Raw genomic sequence first — 19,557 nt, 5'->3', positions numbered from 1 at the left:
AGGCGAAGATAGTCACGCTTGACAAATCAGATAAATTTTGAGAATGTTCCTCAGAATGGATTTCGCCCAACACTAAGCGCCTTATGATGACGGGAACGCTTCACGAGCGAGTAACTTCAATCTCTTCATTGATGAACCTGAAGCAGCCCGATTAAGGTCTCTTTTGCTCCGAGATCATATAGATTGCGGAGATGATGCGTCACTGCCTCAACGAAACGCGAGGACTGCGGGAGATCGCCAAAAAGTTCAGAAAGCCCGAAGAGACTACTGGGATCGGAACCGCCTGCTTGGGCACGTTGAGTGAGAGCATCTGCCATTGGATCATCAATTGAAATCGGCTTCTTCTGGTCATCCAGTCCATTTAAGTAGCGGAACCAAGCAGCGATCATCAAACTCAGATAGTCAATGGATTCACCTTGCTGTAGTTTCTCCCGCAGTGGACTGAGCACCCACTTAGGTAGCTTAGCTGAACTATTGAAACACAAGCGTGGAAGCTGATCTCGGATTTTGGGATTTGCAAACCGCTCAATCAATGTCTTTTTATAGGTGTCCAAGTCAATTCCGGGAACAGGCTGAAGCGTAGAAGTTACTTCCTCCATCAACTGTTCAACGGCTTGTCGAATTAACTGATCAGCCATTGCTTCATGAACATAGGAATAGCCCATCAATGTGCCGAGATAGCCGATCAGCAGATGGCTAGCGTTGAGCAGGCGAATCTTCATCATCTCGTAAGGATGAACATCATTTGTAAATTGAACGCCCACTGCTTCGAGTTCCGGTCTACCTGCACAGAAGTTATCTTCGATGACCCACTGAAGAAAAGGTTCAGCAACGACTGGAAAAGCATCTTCAATGCCAAACTGATTCCGAACCATTTCAATATCCGCTGGAGTGGTCGCGGGAGTAATGCGATCGACCATACAGTTTGGAAAAGCAACATGGTCAGTAATCCAACGCCCCAACTCTGGATCGTGCAGTTCTGCAAAAGCTGTTAGCATTTTTTTAACAATATTGCCGTTCCCCTGCAAGTTATCGCAAGACAGGACAGTAAAGGGTGCTACTCCCTGTTGACGACGTTGATCTAATGCAGCTGTCAAAAAGCCATAGACCCCGATCGGTTGATCTGGATGTTGTAAATCATGCTGAATTGTTGGGTGATTGACATCAAATTCACCGCTGCCTTCAATGTAGTAGTAGCCTCCTTCTGTAATCGTGAGTGTCACAATGCGACATTGGGGATGGGCTAAGGTATCAATCACAGCTTGCCGATTTTCTGGTGCAAATAGGTACTGTGTAATCGAACCAATGACTCTAGCATTATCGCTTTCGGGCGATCGCTCTACTAGGGTGTATAAGCAATCTTGTGACTTCAAAGCATCTCGCATCCGCTGATCGAATTCCAGCAAGCCAACTCCGCAAATGCCCCAATCACTGTTGGGATGCTGGTGAAGGTAATCGTCAAGATAAAGGGCTTGATGGGCGCGATGAAATCCGCCTACCCCAATGTGAATAATTCCATTCTTGATTTGATGGCGATCGTATTGGGGAATGCGAACATCACTCGTTAAACGAGAAAGAGATGCTTCATTCAGCTTGATGGCTGATTCGGTTTTGATATTGGGGTTCATGGGATTCATCCATTGTTAAGTGGTGACGACGAGCTTTGGGAACAGATTCACCGTTTTGATCAAACAGGTGGCACAGATCGCCATCTACATGAATAAATGCGCGATCGTGCATCCGGCTAGGATTGTCACCATCGGTTTGCACAACCAATGTGTCACCCCCCGCAATTCTGACGTAGAGAAATGTTTCTCCACCTAGTTGTTCTACGACAAGCACTTCACCTGTCAGAGTTGGATCATTGTGATCCAGTCTTAAGTGTTCTGGTCGAATTCCTAAGGTTGCGCCATCTCCAGTAGAGAGGCTTCCAGGTCTAACGGGAATGGTCACGCGAGCACCCCCCGGAAGTTGAACTGTTGTCCCGGAGTCATTGACGGCGGATACCGTGACGGGGAGAAAGTTCATTTTCGGTGAACCGATGAATCCAGCCACGAATAGATTTCGAGGATGATGGTAGAGTTCCAGCGGTGATCCTACTTGTTCCACAATCCCGCCCTGCAAGACCACAATCTTATCGGCAAGTGTCATTGCTTCGACCTGATCGTGCGTGACATAAATCATCGTGGATTGCAGGCTATCGTGTAGGCTTGCAAGTTCTAGCCGCATCTGTACTCGCAAAGCTGCATCTAAGTTTGACAAAGGTTCATCAAACAAAAATACCTTGGGATTCCGAACAAGTGCCCGACCGATCGCGACGCGCTGACGTTGACCGCCCGATAGCTCTTTCGGCTTCCGGTTTAAGAGAGGTTCTAATTGCAGGATACGAGCAACATCTCGCGCCCGTTCCATTCGTCGTGCTTTTGGCATACCCGAGAGCCGTAGACTGAATGCCATATTTTCTGCCACGGTCATGTGGGGATAGAGCGCATAGGTTTGGAACACCATGGCTAATCCCCGTTTGTCGGGTGGTACATCATTCACCCGTTCTCCATCAATCAACAGATCCCCCGAGGAAATGTCCTCAAGTCCAGCAATCATGCGAAGTAATGTTGATTTCCCACAGCCCGATGGACCCACAAACACCACAAACTCACGATCGTTAATATCCAGATCAATGCCTTTGATGATTTCAACGTCAGTGTACCGTTTATGGATATTTCTTAAAGTAACTGTAGACATGAACTGCTCCTATCGATGATTAAAAACAAGCAGATGCTATTTCACGGCGCCAAAGGTCAGACCTCGAACTAATTGTCGTTGGCTTAACCAACCAAAGATGAGAATGGGTGCGATCGCTAACGTTGATGCAGCAGAAAGCTTTGCCCAGAACAATCCCTGCGGACTGGAGAATGAAGCAATAAACGCAGTGAGTGGAGCTGCATCAGACGTGGTGAGATTCAAGCTCCAGAAGGCTTCGTTCCACGACAGAATGATAGATAGTAGCGCAGTAGAAGCAATTCCCGGCAGTGCTAATGGCAGTAACACGTGGCGAAGTTCTTGTTGAGTACTAGCACCATCCATTCGATCGGCTTCTAGAATTTCTTTGGGGACATCTTTGAAGAAGCTATAGATCATCCAAACGACGATCGGTAAATTGGTCAGCGTGTAAATGATAATCAAAGCGAGACGAGTATCTAGCAGCCCCGCATTCCGACACAGGATGTAGATGGGAACCAAAACGCCAACAGACGGTAGCATTTTGGTGGACAACATCCAGGTCAAGGTTCCCTTGGTGCGTTTGGTGGGGAAGAATGCCATCGCATAGGCAGCAGGAATAGCAAGCAGTAGTGCAAGAATCGTTGAGCCGAGGGAAACGGCTACGCTGTTAAACGCATAATTGAAGTAACTTGCCCGATCCTGGATAGTCACATAATTTTCCACGGTTGGCTGGAAGAACAACTGAGGTGGAGTCGCAACCGCAGCAACTTCAGTTTTGAAACTGGTAATAAACATCCAGAAGATTGGGAAGAACAGGAGTAAAGCAGTTAACCAGCCCAGCACTGCCCACAGCCATGTACGAGAATTTTTACGTGCCATTTTAAGTGCCCCAATTAGGTATCCAAATTACGAGCAACACTCCGCAACAAGAAGATTGCTACGATATTTGCCAAAATTACGGCAATCAAACCACCGGCTGAAGCACCACCGACATCAAATTCTAGTAGCGCTTTCAGGAAGATGTAATAGGCTAGGTTTGTTGTTGCTAAACCAGGCCCACCACCCGTCGTTACGAAGATTTCCGCAAAGATGGTGAGGAAGAAAATTGTTTCAATCATTGCGACAACGGCGATCGCACGACTCAGATGCGGTAGCATCACAAATCGGAATAGCGCGATCGCATTTGCGCCATCCATCCGAGCAGCTTCTAACTGCTCATGATCAAGCGACTGAATTGCGGTCAATAAGATCAGCAACGCAAAAGGAAGCCACTCCCATGACACAATGATGATGATTGCTAGTAATGGGAAATTGGCAAACCAATCGATCGCGCCTAATCCTAAGCCTCGTGTAATTTGAGCAAACAACCCATTGACCGGATGCATCAGCATATTCTTCCAAATCAATGCACTAACTGTAGGCATGACAAAGAAAGGAGAAATCGCTAGCACCCGCGCAATTCCCTGTCCGGGAAAGTCTTGATCAAACAAGATGGCGAGTAATGTCCCAAGTCCGATCGTAATTGCCAAAACGGCAGCAACTAGCACGATCGTAGTCCCAAGCGAAATCCAAAAACCTGAATCACCGAGGATAAAGGTGAAATTCTCAATCCCAATGAACTTTTGTGCATCTGGATTCAACAGGTTATACCGCTGAAAAGAAAACCAGATGGTCATCACCAGCGGCACAATCATCCATAGCAGCAGCGCAATGACGGAAGGCGCAACAAGCGGTAAGGTTGATGCCTGACGACGAGTTCGTCGTCTGGGTGGCGGTGTTTCGGGGTGACGTTCTACAACAATTGAAGACATAGTTTTGAAGACATAGTTTTAACGATCGCAAATTGAATGGTCTTTGAACCGCATTGGTCAGAAAGTAGGAACAGATCTCAAGCGATTGAGTAACCTTGAAAACTGCTGCTCAATCTGTCCCTACTGGATATAGCCTGTATGTCTCATGAAGCGCTCCGTTGTGCGTTGAGATTGCTGCAATGCTTGATCAACAGAGGTACTCCCAGTCAGTGCAGCCGCGATCGTTTGTCCAGTCGATGATCCAATCGCTTGGAATTCTGGAATATCCACATACTGAATGCCTTTATAAGGTGTGGGTTGAGCCGCAGGTCGGGTGACATCAGCAGATTGGATAGAACGCAGCACGATCGAGGCAAAAGGAGCGGCTTTTTGATAGTTAGGATTCTGATAGGTGGAAGTGCGAGTACCCGGTGGTACGGCAACCCAACCATTTTGTTCAGCAACTAGCTGGATATACTCTTTCGAGGTTGCCCAAGCAATAAACCGTTCCGCTGCTTCTGGTGCTTTCGAGGTTTTAGGAACTGCTAAAGCCCAAGCCCAGAGCCAATTTGAACCATTGGGATATTTCTCGATCGGGGCACGAGCAAAGCCTAGCTTGTCATACACTTTAGACTCTTTCGGGTTCGAGAGGAGTCCCGCCGCAACGGTTGCATCAACCCACATTCCGCACTTGCCTGTTGAGAACAAGGCTAAATTTTCATTGAATCCATTAGAACTTGCTCCAGGTGGGCCGTAGTTCCGCATGAGATCTACATAGTAGGTGATCGCTTCTTTCCAAGCGGGTGTATTAATGGTTGGATTCCAGTTCGTGTCAAACCATTGACCTCCATAGGTATTCACGAGCGTTGAAATGAACCCCATATTTTCACCCCAACCCGGTTTCCCCCGTAAGCACACGCCATAAACCCCATTTTTGGGATCATGGATTTTACTTGCCCACTCTTTAATTTGAGGATAGGTGGGCTGTTCAGGAACCGTAATTCCTGCTTTTTCAAATAAATCCTTGCGATAATAAAGCATCGAACTTTCGCCATAGAACGGCACCGCATAGAGTTTGCCGTCATTAGAAAGTCCTTCTCGAATCGGTTTTAACAGGTCGTTGACATCATAGCTAGCAGGCAAATTTAGTGGTCTGAGCCAATCGCGTCTTGCCCAGATCGGAGTCTCATAAGATCCGATCGTCAAAACATCAAATTGCCCACCTTGGCTGGCAACATCAGTCGTGACCCGCTGGCGCAATACATTTTCTTCCAACACGACCCATCTCAGTTGAATGTCGGGGTTCGCTTTCTCAAACTGGCTGGAAAGCTCTTGCATGATCACCATATCGCCGTTATTGACGGTGGCGATCGTGAGTCTTGTTTTTTCTGCCGCTTGCGAACCTGAAGAACAAGCATGTAACAGTTGCGTCAACATCATGCCAATCAGGAACACAACGATGATCTTGGCGAAGCGAGGTGTACGCATCGCTAGCTCCTTATATTAAAGATCGAGCAAGTAATATCGAGTTTATGCTCCACTCTTGGGCAAAAGCTCAATAATAGAAATCATACTGATCTCAGTTCTAAAACTAAATCGTTCATTCGGATTTGAAACAATTCTTGATTAACAAGGAGATAAGACCGTGACGGCAAACGCAACTTATTCGTTTGAGGGAAAAACGATTTTAATCACAGGTGGTGCTGGAGATATTGGAAAAGCAACGGCACAACGCTTTGCAGCCAATGGTGCTGGAGTAGTTTTGCTGGATTTGAATGAAACCAAAATGGCAGAAGTGGTGCAGGAATTAGAGGAGTACAATGTCCCTCTTGGTGCATTTCAGTGTGATGTGACGCTTGCAGACAGTGTGGCGAAAGCATTCTCGGATGCTGTGGCGCAGGTTGGACAGATTGACTACATCTTTAACAATGCTGGTTATCAAGGAGTCTTTGCCAAAACGGATGAGTATCCAGCGGATGATTTTCAAAAGGTCATAGATATCAATGTCATTGGCGTTTTTCATGTGCTAAAAGCTGCGGCTCAGCATCTCCGGGATTCAGGGGGTGGCGCTATCGTCAATATGGCGAGCCATGCAGGAGTGGATGGTCCTCCGAACATGCTGGCTTATGCAGCTTCCAAGTTTGCCGTGATTGGCATGACTCAAACGGCTGCAAAAGATTTAGCAGCTTACGGAATTCGAGTGAATTCTCTCTCTCCTTCACTTATTGGGCCAGGTGTAATGTGGACACGGCAAACTGAATTGCAGGCAGCAGTGGGTTCTCAGTATTTTGATCTCGATCCCAAAATGGTAGAACAACAAATGATCAACTCAGTCCCCATGCGCCGTCTAGGTAGTTTAGAAGAGGTTGCCAACGGGGTTGCTTTTCTCATGAGTGATGAAGCGAGTTACATTACAGGATTTAACCTGGACATTACGGGGGGACAATAGCGATCGCAGAATTTGAGTAGATTTTTGTGAGAGAAATGTGATAAACCTGACAAAGAGATTTGAGCAAATGCTCTAGCTTTAGATATAGGCTCAAAAATCTCTTTGGGTAGATGCTTTTTTCTGGATGGTGAGATATGGGAGAACCTTTTATTGAGCGACGCGATCGTAAACTGGATCTTGCGGCTCATGCAGCTTGGCTCTATTACATTGGTGGCAACACTCAAGAAGAAGTTGCCAGTAAGCTCAATGTCTCCCGCCAGGCTGCTCAACGCCTAGTTGCGTTGGCGGTTAGCGAAAAACTGATCAAGTTTCGCCTTGATCATCCGTTAAAGGAGTGTATCGAGCTAGCTGAATCATTACGGGACAAATTCCAATTGTCTTTGTGTGAAGTAGTCCCCAGTGATACGAGCAAAAATGACGACCTCAGCGGGATTGGTGTGTGTGCTGCTGGTTATCTAGAAACTTACTTGCTCGCAAAAGCTCCAACGATTCTGGCATTCTCTTCTGGGCGGACATTGCGTGCAATGGTGGAACAGATTCCAGCAATGGATCAACCTCAACACAAAATTATCTCTATTATTGGCAACCTGTCCCACTATGGGCGTGCGGGTCGTTATGAAGTTGTTATGCATCTCGCCGATCGCGTCGGTTCTCAAGCCTATCCTGTTCCGACTCCGGTTGTTGCGACCAGCGTTGAAGAACGGCAGCTATTACAGACACAGCGATCGTTTATCACCGTAAAAACCTTAGCAGAGCAGGCGAAAGTAACATTTGTTGGGATTGGTCATATTGTTTGGAATGCTCCACTTCATCAGGACGGCTTTATTAACGATGAAGAAGTTGCGAAATTGATTGAGCTAGGAGCAGTTGGAGAGATTGCAGGTTGGGCATATAACTACGAGGGAGTTTTGCTACAAGAAGGTATCAATAGTCGCGTCGCCAGCGTTCCTTTGCAGCAACCCGCTCAGCGTTTGGTCATTGGTGTTGCAGGGAGTGAAAAAAAGGCAGAAGCCATTCTAGCTGCGATGCGGGGTAAGCTCATTACAGGACTCGTCACTGATAAAGCCGTTGCTGAAGCAATTCTTGCCAAAGTGTAAGTGCGGTAGAACATCAACCCAGAATTGATCAAGAACGACTGTGTGAATTGAAGCCTTATACAGTCTTCTTAATCACTCTCAAGGCTGGAAATTAGTAGCCTATCCATCGATGTTCCATAAATTTGCCCGTGAGCGCCGATAGATTTGTCTATCTAACCACTCCATGACTGCTTGCTCATCCTCGAAGCGGATAGTGAGATGATGCAGAGGATCATAAGCCTGCCAGTATAGAGTGCCAGAGCTATCCATTTTCTGTCGAACCTTGGGTTCGCTAGAAGGTAATTGCCAGAGATTCGACAAAACCTCCCAAATCCAGCGGAAGCTTGAGGCAGTTAATTGATCAAGTTGTGGCGGAAGTTGTTCAAGCCGTTCGTAGTTTCGTTGCTGTTGAAACGTTCGCATCATTAAGACTCCTTAACACTACAATCCCACCTTAGATTGTTTGAATCGTGAACAAACACCCTTATGATTGTTTGTCATCTCAACAAACCTGAAGTTGGATAGTTTCTTATGAAAGCAAACCTCAGTAAGAAACCCCTGGCGACGGATGCGAGCTTGCTGAAGCAAATTAACTTTACGCGAATTCTCAGCCTATTACGGTATTTGCCCCATCTGACCCGTGCTCAGATTGCCCATCGAACTGGCTTGACTCGTTCAACGGTTACTCTCATTACGGCTGAATTAATTGAGGCTGGACTGGTACGTGAGGGAAAATCAACGGCATCTGGAACTGAAGGCGGGCGACCTGGCATCGAGCTAGAACTCAATCCAGAAGGTGCTTTTTTTATTGGAGTTGCGATCGAAGATGAAATCTTGCGAGTTGTCGAACTGAATTTTGCAGCTCAAGTGACCCGACGAGTCGAAATCCCGATTACCGACACGGCTCCAGACATTATTGCTCAGCAGTTAATTGAGTTAATTCAACAGGTCTGGGAAGCAAACCCAGAGAGTAAAGCGCGATCGCGGGGAATTGGTATCACGATTCCAGGGAGTTTAGATCGGCAAGGAATTGTCCTTCGTGCTCCCAGACTAGGCTGGAAGAATATCGACTTACGAACTTATTTGGATCTATATCTGGATGTGCCGCTCTACATTGAAAACGATGCTAATGCAGGTGCTCTCGCTGAGATGTACTTGAGTGGATCGATGCCCAGTCATAGTTTGCTTTACTTATTTCTCAATGTTGGTATTGGCGCTGGCATGGTCTTAAACAATCGCCTAGTCCGTGGAGCGGGAGGTACTGCTAGTGAAGTATCTGAACTGATGATTGACCCGCACGATTCTGATACTCCAGCCGATGTGCGTCCTGGAACCTTTGAAGCTTTGTGCAGCAAGCGAGGTCTATTACACGCCTATTACCGCCGCACTGGAGAAATCATCAATCTTGAAACTCTGCTGTGCTGTTTAGAAGGGGGTGACGCGATCGCTCAAGCTGTCGTGAACGAGTGGGGAAAATATCTGAGTTGGGGAGTTCGAGGATTGGTTGGAGTACTGAATCCAGAACAGATTGTCTTTGGAGGACAACTCGCAGGATTAATCCCCTATGTGCGAGATCAGTTTGATGAAATGTTGCAAGGTTGCTTGCCGGATGGGAGCGGCTATGGTTTTGATCAGGCTGCTCGTTTTCGGCTCAAGATTTCTAGATTTGGAAAGGATTCTACAGCGATCGGGGGTGCAGTCCTGGTTTATCAATCACTGTTTCAAATGCCTGATTTATTACTGCTGCATCATATCGTGTGAATGGCTATTGAATAGTCGTGAATGATTCAACGCACTGCTTTAAGAGCTTCATATAATTGCTGATATTTTTGAAAAGCAGACTCATAAATTAGATTTTTCTGTGGTTGTACAACGTCTTCAGCTTGGGGAAGGATCTGAAATGCAGCTTCTAAATTGGAATACACCCCAACTCCTACCATCGCTAGAATTGCAGCTCCATAGGCAGCACCTTCTTCAGCTTTAGGTGCAATCAATTCTGTCTGCAAAATATCTGCTAGAATCTTGAGCCAAACACTCGATCGTGCTCCTCCTCCGGTTGCCAAGAGTTGCTTCATTGGAGTGATGTTGTGAATTATATCCAAGGCTTCTCGTAGACTGAATGCAACGCCTTCCAGTACAGCCCGGATGAGATCAGCTTGCGAATGGGCTAAAGCTAGATTGACCCAGGCACCCCGAGTTTCTGGATCAAGGTGAGGGCTGCGTTCTCCCGCAAGGTGAGGCAGAAATAAAACACCCCGAGCACCCGGCTGTGAACGTTCCGCCAACTGCATCAGATCCGCGAAGGCAATTTGGGGAGCGATCGTGTCTCGATACCAGCGCAACGAGCCACCTGCTGCGAGCGTCACACCTAGCAAGTGATAGCCGCCATCCGCGTGACAAAACAAATGCACTTGCCCTTCTGGATCAGGGATAGGATGCTCCAGAGGCGCAAAAATCACGCCCGACGTACCGATACTCAGACTTCCTCGATTCAGATTACTGGCTGAAATTCCCAACCCAATTGCGGCGGCGGCATTATCACCCCCTCCAGCAATGACGGGTAATCCGGCTGGTAGCCCCACGTGTGCTGCGATCTCTGGTTTCAAGCGCCCGGCGATCGCCGTAGACTCCACGACAGGTGGAAACCAGGCTGGATTCATCTCAAGCGCATTCAGAATATCAATGTCCCATTGCCGATTTGCTAGATTCAGACAGCCTGTTCCTGAAGCATCGGAGGGTTCTGTAACCGCTACGCCAGTTAGGACATAGCCCAAATAATCCTTAGGCAGCAAGATTTGCCGAACTTGGGCATAGGCTTGTGGCTCTTCTGTTCGCAACCAGACAAGCTTTGGAAGCTGAAACCCTGTAATTGCAGGATTGCCAGTTCGTTGAATCAATTCTTGACGAGGAATTTCAGCTTCGATCGCTTCTACCGCTTTTCCAGTACGCTGGTCATTCCACAAAATCGCGGGTCTGATTACATGACCTTCTGCATCGAGCGGAACCATCCCGTGCATTTGCCCGGATAACCCGAGCGCGATCGCACGATGTTCACTAAGCTGTTGAGCAATGTCTGATAAAGCCTTCAGGCTAGCTTCTACCCAATCTGCCGGATTTTGCTCTGTCCAACCCGGTTGTGGTGTGAACAGGGGATAACTTTTTGTGGTCTGAGCCATGAGTTGTCCATGCAGATCAACCGCGATCGCACGCACCCCTCCTGTCCCCAGATCTAGACCTATCACTACGTCAGCCAAGCTTCCCTCCCAGTTCTGAATGTGGTTTAACGGGCTTTCTTCTTATGCAATCAGGCGAGAATCTCCTTTGCGGCTGAAGTAATTTCAGAGGTGAGGAACGGGATGATCATACGCTTGCCTTAAGTGTATTAGAACTTCCGCAAAGCGTTCATACTCTCAGAGAATGACCCTGAAACAAAAAAAGACCCGTCAAATCTGACGAGTCTAGGCGAGATGATTGACCTTAAGATTTTAAAGAATCGGCAATCAATAGCTCTAGCGAAACTTAATTCGTGAATTCTAGATCGGGTTCGCTGCAAAAGTCGAACTCAGCAGCTTCAGAGGGGCCATCTGCATAAACTCCCCGGACTTGCCAAACGCAGTTCGAGTCATCTGTAGCAGGTGCCCACTGCATGGTTGCAGTTTCACCAGGGTCGATCGAGCTGCCCTTAAATTCTCCCCAAGTCTCGCCATCCTCGGATGCTTCCACCTTGAGCAAAGGAGTGCTGCCACTATTGGTGACTTGAAACGTCCAGCCGGATGCTTGAGCAAATGGCATATTCAGCACAAAAACAGAAACAGCGCTGACAAGACCAATCAGAGGTTTGCGATAGCTATAGTTCAGGTTCATTGGATCATATTCCTATTAGGAGATAACCCTACAGTTCCCGGTTCTTAGATTAGAACAATAAGCTTATTGAAAATTTTACAGTTACGAAATTCTACTAGGATACCATTTTGGTTGCTGTTCAGGGATTTTCTCAGCACCCTGTAAACATACGGAAAGTCTTCAACCAGACTTCTTTGCGTATGGAATAGCTACTGCCGACTTTCACATTAGATCTCAATGAATCACGCCTGCCTTTAAGTGTCTTGGAACTTCTAGAAAGCTTTCATACTTTGTCAAATGAAAGCTTTTCGCGTGCGGATCACTAAAAATGCTTTTATATTCAACGCGATGCCAGCAATGCTGCTCTAAATCCAGAAAATAGGCTTCAGTGTGATCCACGAGGGTGGGTTTGTCCTGCTGGATTGCCCAAATTTTGCCACCGCTAATGTGAATTTGACCATGGCTCAACACGGCACGATGCTTATGAATCCAGCCTGGAGCTTCTCCACAAGTTGTCACTTTCTCGATCGCAAACGTGGAGCAGTTCAAGCGATAGACTGGGGTTTCGCCGATAGTGCGATCGCCCAGATATCCCAAGTTACCGATGATGTAGATCCAACCCGCAACCCAAGTAGCAGTGTGGAAATCAGTCGGTGGAAAAACGGTTGTCGGATAGCCATAAATTTGCAAATTGCCTTGTCCATCGTAGACGACGACATCGTTGTAAAAGCGACTCAAACACCTTTACTGCTATCTTGAGCCACCGACTGAATGTGCAGGAGCTTAAGATAGCAGTAAAGGTTCTAGAAGGTTAAGTTCAGTCTGAAACTGAGAAGGCAAATTACCTGTTGCTGATCCAAGTCAGGTTAGGCAAGACTTATTGCTCACAATTTTAGGTAGACCTTAAGTAAAAGTCTGCACACCTACGAAATTGAGAAATTAAATTCAGATTATCGTGTAGAACGACGGCGCAATCGATCGATCACGACAGCTACAATAATCACTAAACCTTTGACAACAAGCTGCCAGAAGTAAGACATATTGAGGAGCGTTAGCCCATTGTTCAGGACTGCAATAATCAATGCACCAAGCAGCGTTCCTGGAATTGTACCAATCCCACCTGTAAAGCTTGTCCCGCCTAAAATCACAGCCGCGATCGCATCTAACTCATATCCATTTCCGAGCAAACCAGTCGCACTATACAGCCGACTAGAACTCATAATGCCAGCCAACCCTGCTAACAATCCGCTGACACCATAAACAAACAGCAAGACACGGTTCACCTTAATCCCGGTCAGTCGTGCTGCTCGCTGATTTCCCCCAACCGCATAGATTTGTACCCCTAACACCGTTCGACGCAAGACAAACCAACTCGCTAAAACAGTAAGCAGTGCAATCACAACGAGCCACGGAAAAGGCCCTAAATAACTATTGCCAACCCAGGCAAAATTGAGATTACGATTCAAAACCGTAGTGCCATTGGCAACGAGATAAGCCGTCCCTCGTAGCGCAGTCAAACCGCCTAATGTCACGATAAAAGGCGGGAGATCTAGAAACGCAATCAATGCACCGTTGATTAATCCGATGGCTAATCCAGTCAACAAAGCGGCTGGAATGGCAAGCCAGCTCACCGCAGACAATGAGACTAATACACCAACCACCGCTGACACACCTAAAATCGATCCAACAGACAGATCAATTCCTCCGGTCAGAATGACAAAGGTGAGTCCTGTTGCTAAGACAATGTTGATAGATGCTTGACGAAAGATATTGACAACGTTTCCAGCGGTAGGAAAGTTCGGAGTGAGAATCGAGAAGAGAATACAGATGATGACCAAGATTGGCAAAATTCCAGCAATCTGAAGCCAGTTGCCCGTGGATTTTCGCCGATTCGGGGGGCGATCGCTGGGTTCTTTTAAAGGTCGTAGTTCGGTTTGACTCATAGTGCGGCGACCTCCGATGCGCCAGTAGCATAATGCATAATGTTTTCTTGGGTAATTTCTCGATGAGTTGAGCCACCAAGCTCACCCACAATTTGTCCTTGGCGCATCACTAGAACGCGATCGCTCAGTCCAATCACTTCAGGCAGTTCACTCGATACCATCAAGACTGCAACGCCTTGTTGTGCTAAATCGCTAATAATCCGATAGATTTCGCTTTTCGCACCAATATCAACGCCGCGAGTCGGTTCATCAAGTAAGAGGACGCGCGGTTTGATCGCTAGCCAGCGCGCCAGTAAAAGCTTCTGTTGGTTGCCCCCCGACAGATCCATCGCGCGAATTTCTAGATTGGCTAATCGAATGTTGAAGCTCTCGACCGCAGCATTCGCAATTCCGCCTAGAGTCTTCCAGTTAATGACGCCAGCTTTCGCATCTTGCTTGAGCATATTCAGCGTAATGTTCTGACCGGAACTCATTTCCAGAAATAAGCCTTGATCTTTACGATCTTCTGGAACGTAGCCGATGCCTGCTGCGATCGCGTCTCCAGGCGTATGAATATCTAGCTTTTTCCCATTGAGAAATACTTCTCCACTGGTCTTCGGATCTGCCCCAAAAATCAAGCGCGATAGTTCGGTTCGTCCTGCTCCAACTAATCCGGCTAATCCGACAATCTCTCCGGCTCGCAGGACTAAATCAGTCGGTTGAACTTTATGACCGTCGCTAATTTGTCTGACTTCTAGCACCACGTTGCCTGGAGTCGTTTGTGGGTGGTGTTCGTAGAAGCCTTCCATCGATCGCCCGACCATCATTTGCACGAGTCGTTCTGGCGAAATTTCAGACCGCTCTAAACTGCCAATGTACTGACCATCTCGCAGGACACTGACTCGATTTGCCAACGCATAGACTTCTTCCATGCGGTGACTAATATAGACGATCGCAATTCCATCCTGTCTTAGTTTGTGAATCACCTCGAATAGGCGCTCTGTTTCTCGCTCAGAGAGTGCAGCCGTTGGCTCATCCATCACGAGAATGCGGCTTTTGTCTTTGAGCGCACGAGCAATTTCGACTTGCTGCTGTTCTGCGATCGACAAACTTGAGACCAGATCATCTGGTGCAAAACTTGCCCCTAGATCTTGGAGGACTTTTGTAGCTTCTCGCAACATGCCTTCTCGATCTAGCAGTTGCCCATGACTGAGTTCACTGCCCATGAACATGTTTTCAGCGACGGTCAAGTTCGGTGCAACGTTTAGCTCTTGATAGATCAGATTAATTCCAGCTCGTTTCGCAACTCCTGGATCAGTAATATGGAGCCGTTGACCATTCACCCAAATCTCGCCTTCATCGGCAATGTAAGCTCCGGCAAGAATCTTCATGAGTGTGCTTTTTCCGGCTCCGTTCTCGCCCATCAGAGCATGGACTTCACCTGGATAAAGCGTAAGATTGACGTTTTGTAGCGCTGGAACGCCATTAAAGCGTTTCGTGATGCCCCGCATCTCTAGCACTGGAGCTACGGTCGGAGCATGATCTGGCATCGTTTCTGGATTGGTTGTCATTACTGCCACCCTTTGTATTGGCTCACGTTGTCTCGCGTAATCAGCTTGACGGGAATCTGAATGTTGGGATCCGCAGGTTTTTTACCGTTTAGAATGTCATTGCCGACTTGCACCGCTTTCTGAGTCATGCCTAATGGATCTTGCGCGGCGGTTGCTACAAACAAGCTGCTTTTATCTTCGATCGCGCTTTTTGCTTCTGGTGCGCCATCGACTCCCACAATAAAGAACTCATTGCGCTTGGCTTGTCGGGACGCTAATTCTGCACCAACTCCACACGGATCATTAATGGCAAAGACTGCATCAATTTTCGGGAACGAGGTCAGTAAGTCCGTCATGACGCGCAACCCACCATCACGGCTCCCTTCAGCATTTTGGTCTTTTGAAAGTAGTTTGATGCCAGGATATTTTGCAAAAACCTTCTCGCAGCCTTCAACGCGATCAAAAACGGATTGCACAGGAGGGCCATTGATAATCACAACATTGCCTTTCCCTTTTAAGCGATCGGCAATGTACTGACAACTGAGTTGTCCCGCTTGCAAGTTGTTCGAGGTAATCGTTGCATCGACTCCTCCATCTGCTCCTGTATCCACTGCAATCACTGCAATGCCAGCTTGTTTTGCTTTCTCAACCGCAGGGGCAATACCTTTACTATCTCCTGCATTCAGAATAATCAAGTTAGTATTTGCAGCAATAAAGTTTTCGATTTGATTGAACTGTTGATTCAAGTCATATCCACTTGAAACCACAGTTGTCCGAACTGTATCGCCTCCAATTTTTCTAGCTTCTTCTTCTGCTCCTCGACCCATCAGCACAAAGAAAGGATTACTCAAATCTCCCACTGTAACGGCTACCGATTTCAGCTTTGAATCACTCTGATTAGTCTGCTGTGTAGAGGAACAAGCTAGTAAAAGCCCCCCGATCAGACCCAATACGCCGATCGTGCTTAAACTACGACGTAGCGCAACTTTATTCACGCCTGTTTCACTCCCAAAAAGTAATTGAAGAGAATCAACTGAATCTAACTCTGCGGATTGGATGTAGCTTGCAGCGCTAGATTCAGTTGATTCTCTATGTTTCATCGTGCGCTGAAGCTGAAATATTCCACATCTATCGAATAGTTTATGCCTCAAGATAGAGCACTTAAGATGAACTGCTCAAATTATCTCCCTGTAAGGCTTTTCAGAAGTGCGCTGTTGAGGTTCGGCGTGAATAGTTCATAAAATGTAACCTAACATACAAACAATCATATACATTCAGGGTCAGCGTGATGGCTCAATCCGATTTGTTCAACAAGGGCGGGAATCTATTGGAAACCATTGCAGCTTGAGTGCGATCGCGAACATTCAACTGGCTCAGAATGTGAATAATAGGTTCTTCTATAGTTCACTTTGAGATATATGGTGCAGCTGCGATTTCATCATTGCTTGCTTTGCACACTAACCTCAACCTCTATCCGATTCGTTCGGTCTAACTCTATCAGTTTTACAAATTTTTTACTATGAACTACAAATTCGCTGTCGCAGCGATCGTACCTTCGATCAGTTTTACTATTTTGCTGAACACATCTGTCTCAGCAGCAGGCACCGAGTGAGCCGCAAGCGCAAACATTTCTAACGAGTCGTCAGTCAGCCTGAGTCAAAGTCGCCTGGGTAGGGAGAATTGATAGGAGAGAGAAGTAATCTGCACTGCTTAGTTCTGCTTTCGTTTACTGAATTCGATAGATGAAGAAAATTGAGGAATCGCCTATGCTAATGCGATCATCAATTCCGTTTGTTTTTTATCAAATTTTCATCCCTCAAAAGGCACATAACTTATCTACACGGAGGAAAGAGATTACAACCATGCTGACTCGATACTCACCCTATATTTATGCAATCTTGCGAATCATTGTAGGATTGTCCTTTCTGCTGCATGGAACTCAGAAAATATTCGGGATTCCAAGTGGTAAAGCTCCGGTTCCGATCACATCATTAATTGGCATAGCCGGAGTACTCGAAGTTCTTTGCGGTCTACTCGTTGCCTTGGGACTCTGGGGAAGCTATGCTGCATTTCTTGCGAGTGGTGAGATGGCAGCCGCTTACTTTATCACACATGCTTCCAAAGGATTTCTCCCGATCGTCAATGGTGGTGAGCTTGCAGTTCTCTACTGTTTCATTTTCCTCTACATGGCAGCTCATGGTTCAGGAATCTGGAGTGTGGACGCATTTCTCAATAAAACAGGCAACCAATTATCATCTCCCACTCAGTTAAGAAACTAAGAGGTTTGTGTGCTGTCAGCACAATAGCAATCCAGTCACTTGTTCAACAACTGCAATTTCAGCCGCCGTTAAACAAGTGACTGGCGGGTTAATAAATTATTCAGATTTGAGTGATGCCATATCGATCGAGAAACGATACTTGACATCGGACTTGAGCAGTCGATCGTAAGCTTCATTGACTTTTTGAATCGGGATAACTTCAACATCGGCTGTGATGTTGTGTTCGCCGCAAAAGTCGAGCATCTCTTGAGTTTCGGCAATCCCACCGATGTTGGAGCCAGAAAGATTGCGCCGACCCATGATCAGGCTGAATGCTGCGACCTCCAGAGGCTTCGGAGGCGCACCAACTAGGGTAATATTGCCATCGAGCCGAAGTAGATTGAGATAGGCGTTAATGTCGTGATTGGCGGCGACCGTATCGAGAATGAAGTCGAAACTGTTCACATGCTGCTGCATCTCGTCCAAGTTGCGGGAGACGACCACTTCATCAGCACCAAGCCGGAGCGCATCTTCCTTTTTGTCAGGTGAAGTTGTGAAGACGATGACGTGCGCTCCAAGTGCATGAGCAAACTTCACGCCCATGTGTCCTAGTCCGCCAAGACCAACCACTCCTACTTTTTTGCCTTTAGTCACGCCATGGTGGCGCAGGGGCGAATAGGTAGTGATACCAGCACAAAGCAGGGGCGCAACTCCAGCAAGATCGAGATTCGAGGGGACACGCAGCACGAAGCGTTGATCGACGACGATGCTATCCGAATAGCCGCCGTAGGTGACACCATCAAGGTGCTTGTCCGGAGAGTTATACGTAAGAGTCATGTTCGGGCAGAACTGCTCTAAACCTGCTTTGCATTGGGGACAAGTGCCATCCGAATCGACCATACAGCCCACTCCTGCAAGATCGCCAGGTTTAAATTTGGTGACTGCTGAGCCGACTTGAGTGATACGACCAACGATCTCATGACCCGGAACGATCGGATAAACCGTAGGCGCGACGCTCCACTCATTGCGCACCATGTGCAGGTCAGAATGACAAACGCCACAGAAAAGAATTTCGATTTGTACGTCCTGTTCGGTTAGATCGCGACGCTCGATCGTATCGGAAGCCAGGGGCGAGGTTGCACTGGCGGCGGAGTACGCTTTCGCGTTGGACATGAATGATTCTCCTAGATTACAAAATCTTTATCGATGCGGTTTCGGTTGCCCCCAATCGTAGAGATTTGACCCTGATCATTTGCTCTATCCGTAGAGATAAGAGTTTTTGAAACAGGGTTAAGCTGTATGCCGTTTGGGTGATCGATCGACAAGCGTTTAGTTCAGGAGAAACTGAGTTGGGAGTGCAAGGTATTCTGTGAGAATATACGACCTAGCACATGACCGAACCTTCTCTTAGATCCCTAATCATCGCCCTTCCACGCTTCAATGATGTCATCGACGGTCTTCCCTAAAATCCGAGACAGGGGAATCAATTGATGACTTTCAATCTCTTCTCCACCATAAATCTCGCGCAGTTCTGCTCGCGATAATCGATAAGAATCACAGAACTTAGCAAACTCATCATCTGTCAGATCCAAATCGATCTGACGTTCTTTTAGCAAGACCGCAATCAATGCACTGCCTTGGAGTGGGCGCTCTGCTTTTGCAAGATAGCGCTTTACCAACTCACCTACGCTTTCTGAAGACCCACCCGATCGCGCAACCAACTCATAACACGCTAATTGCAATGCCTTTTGAAGCACCTCCGCCTCATTGAGTGATTTGGCAATCTCAGTTGCACAATCTGGGCGACAAAATCCTACCACTTCTCCCTCAAAAGAAAGCGGTACATAAGCAGATTTGGTAGAGCATTCCCACGGTAGGGGAGGTTTTACTTTTGGCATAGTGACACCGCAACGAAAATCTCTGCTTAAGATTCCCGTTCGCTCGTGAC

The 19,557-nt window shown here is 47.1% G+C and carries 18 protein-coding genes; 4 read left to right on the top strand and 14 right to left on the bottom strand.

From position 1 onward, the window contains the following. Window positions 1-125 precede the first annotated feature (125 nt). The 5 genes from OU814_RS21645 to OU814_RS21625 all read right to left on the bottom strand — a co-directional run bounded on the left by OU814_RS21645 (window position 126) and on the right by OU814_RS21625 (window position 5,999). Entirely contained in the window at window positions 126-1,628 is a 1,503-nt protein-coding gene (locus OU814_RS21645) for a mannitol dehydrogenase family protein (RefSeq protein WP_268242048.1), read from the bottom strand. Further along, window positions 1,585-2,742 (bottom strand): ABC transporter ATP-binding protein, encoded by a 1,158-nt coding sequence (locus OU814_RS21640; protein ID WP_268242047.1) that lies wholly within the window; start codon window positions 2,740-2,742, stop codon window positions 1,585-1,587. The genes OU814_RS21645 and OU814_RS21640 overlap by 44 nt, the downstream gene beginning before the upstream one ends. Before the next feature lie 36 nt (window positions 2,743-2,778). After that, a complete protein-coding gene (locus OU814_RS21635; RefSeq protein ID WP_017287272.1) occupies window positions 2,779-3,600 on the bottom strand; it encodes a carbohydrate ABC transporter permease in 822 nt (273 codons plus the stop codon). A 14-nt stretch (window positions 3,601-3,614) separates the two neighbouring features. After that, entirely contained in the window at window positions 3,615-4,532 is a 918-nt protein-coding gene (locus OU814_RS21630) for a carbohydrate ABC transporter permease (RefSeq protein ID WP_017287273.1), read from the bottom strand. A gap of 120 nt (window positions 4,533-4,652) precedes the next feature. Beyond that, window positions 4,653-5,999: an ABC transporter substrate-binding protein gene (locus OU814_RS21625; RefSeq protein ID WP_017287274.1), complete on the bottom strand. Its 1,347-nt coding sequence runs from the start codon at window positions 5,997-5,999 to the stop codon at window positions 4,653-4,655. 157 nt (window positions 6,000-6,156) lie between these two features. On the opposite strand from OU814_RS21625, the gene OU814_RS21620 reads away from it, so the two are divergent. Further along, on the top strand, window positions 6,157-6,960 hold the full coding sequence (locus tag OU814_RS21620; RefSeq protein ID WP_268242046.1) for an SDR family NAD(P)-dependent oxidoreductase: 804 nt from the start codon (window positions 6,157-6,159) through the stop codon (window positions 6,958-6,960). A 134-nt stretch (window positions 6,961-7,094) separates the two neighbouring features. Further along, the gene (locus OU814_RS21615) at window positions 7,095-8,057 is read left to right on the top strand and encodes a sugar-binding transcriptional regulator (protein ID WP_017287276.1); all 963 of its coding nucleotides are present in this window, start codon (window positions 7,095-7,097) and stop codon (window positions 8,055-8,057) included. A gap of 99 nt (window positions 8,058-8,156) precedes the next feature. On the opposite strand, the gene OU814_RS21610 is transcribed toward OU814_RS21615, so the two are convergent. Continuing rightward, window positions 8,157-8,459, bottom strand: a complete 303-nt coding sequence (locus tag OU814_RS21610) for a hypothetical protein (protein ID WP_026148523.1) — start codon at window positions 8,457-8,459, stop codon at window positions 8,157-8,159. 108 nt (window positions 8,460-8,567) lie between these two features. Here OU814_RS21610 and OU814_RS21605 point away from each other — a divergent pair, with 108 nt between their 5' ends. Then, complete coding sequence (locus OU814_RS21605) at window positions 8,568-9,797, top strand: ROK family transcriptional regulator (protein ID WP_017287278.1); 1,230 nt, start codon at window positions 8,568-8,570, stop codon at window positions 9,795-9,797. A gap of 26 nt (window positions 9,798-9,823) precedes the next feature. Here the strand turns inward: OU814_RS21605 and xylB are convergent, their stop codons facing one another. From xylB to OU814_RS21575, 6 genes are all read right to left on the bottom strand, one after another. Beyond that, window positions 9,824-11,290, bottom strand: coding sequence for a xylulokinase (xylB, locus tag OU814_RS21600; protein ID WP_268242045.1), 1,467 nt, complete (start codon window positions 11,288-11,290; stop codon window positions 9,824-9,826). A 265-nt stretch (window positions 11,291-11,555) separates the two neighbouring features. Beyond that, entirely contained in the window at window positions 11,556-11,900 is a 345-nt protein-coding gene (locus OU814_RS21595) for a hypothetical protein (RefSeq protein WP_017287281.1), read from the bottom strand. Between the two features lie 213 nt (window positions 11,901-12,113). Continuing rightward, a complete protein-coding gene (locus OU814_RS21590) occupies window positions 12,114-12,617 on the bottom strand; it encodes a hypothetical protein (RefSeq protein WP_268242044.1) in 504 nt (167 codons plus the stop codon). 212 nt (window positions 12,618-12,829) lie between these two features. Further along, a complete protein-coding gene (locus OU814_RS21585) occupies window positions 12,830-13,822 on the bottom strand; it encodes an ABC transporter permease subunit (protein ID WP_017287283.1) in 993 nt (330 codons plus the stop codon). Further along, window positions 13,819-15,372 (bottom strand): sugar ABC transporter ATP-binding protein, encoded by a 1,554-nt coding sequence (locus tag OU814_RS21580; protein WP_017287284.1) that lies wholly within the window; start codon window positions 15,370-15,372, stop codon window positions 13,819-13,821. Before OU814_RS21580 ends, OU814_RS21585 begins: the two co-directional genes overlap by 4 nt. Then, window positions 15,372-16,451, bottom strand: a complete 1,080-nt coding sequence (locus OU814_RS21575; protein ID WP_017287285.1) for an ABC transporter substrate-binding protein — start codon at window positions 16,449-16,451, stop codon at window positions 15,372-15,374. Before OU814_RS21575 ends, OU814_RS21580 begins: the two co-directional genes overlap by 1 nt. A gap of 762 nt (window positions 16,452-17,213) precedes the next feature. Between OU814_RS21575 and OU814_RS21570 the strand changes: the two genes are divergently transcribed. Then, complete coding sequence (locus OU814_RS21570; RefSeq protein ID WP_268242043.1) at window positions 17,214-17,630, top strand: DoxX family protein; 417 nt, start codon at window positions 17,214-17,216, stop codon at window positions 17,628-17,630. Window positions 17,631-17,726: 96 nt separating this feature from the next. Here OU814_RS21570 and OU814_RS21565 read toward each other — a convergent pair whose 3' ends face one another. Both OU814_RS21565 and OU814_RS21560 read right to left on the bottom strand, forming a co-directional pair. Next, entirely contained in the window at window positions 17,727-18,782 is a 1,056-nt protein-coding gene (locus tag OU814_RS21565) for an NAD(P)-dependent alcohol dehydrogenase (RefSeq protein ID WP_268242042.1), read from the bottom strand. 242 nt (window positions 18,783-19,024) lie between these two features. After that, complete coding sequence (locus tag OU814_RS21560) at window positions 19,025-19,507, bottom strand: hypothetical protein (RefSeq protein ID WP_190651597.1); 483 nt, start codon at window positions 19,505-19,507, stop codon at window positions 19,025-19,027. Between the last annotated feature and the right edge of the window lie 50 nt (window positions 19,508-19,557).

It is taken from the genome of Leptolyngbya sp. GGD (genome assembly GCF_026735145.1).
Classification (GTDB): Bacteria; Cyanobacteriota; Cyanobacteriia; order Leptolyngbyales; family Leptolyngbyaceae; genus Leptolyngbya; species Leptolyngbya boryana.
Note: the sequence above shows the minus strand (reverse complement) of the source record. Positions and strands in the feature narration are given on the sequence as shown.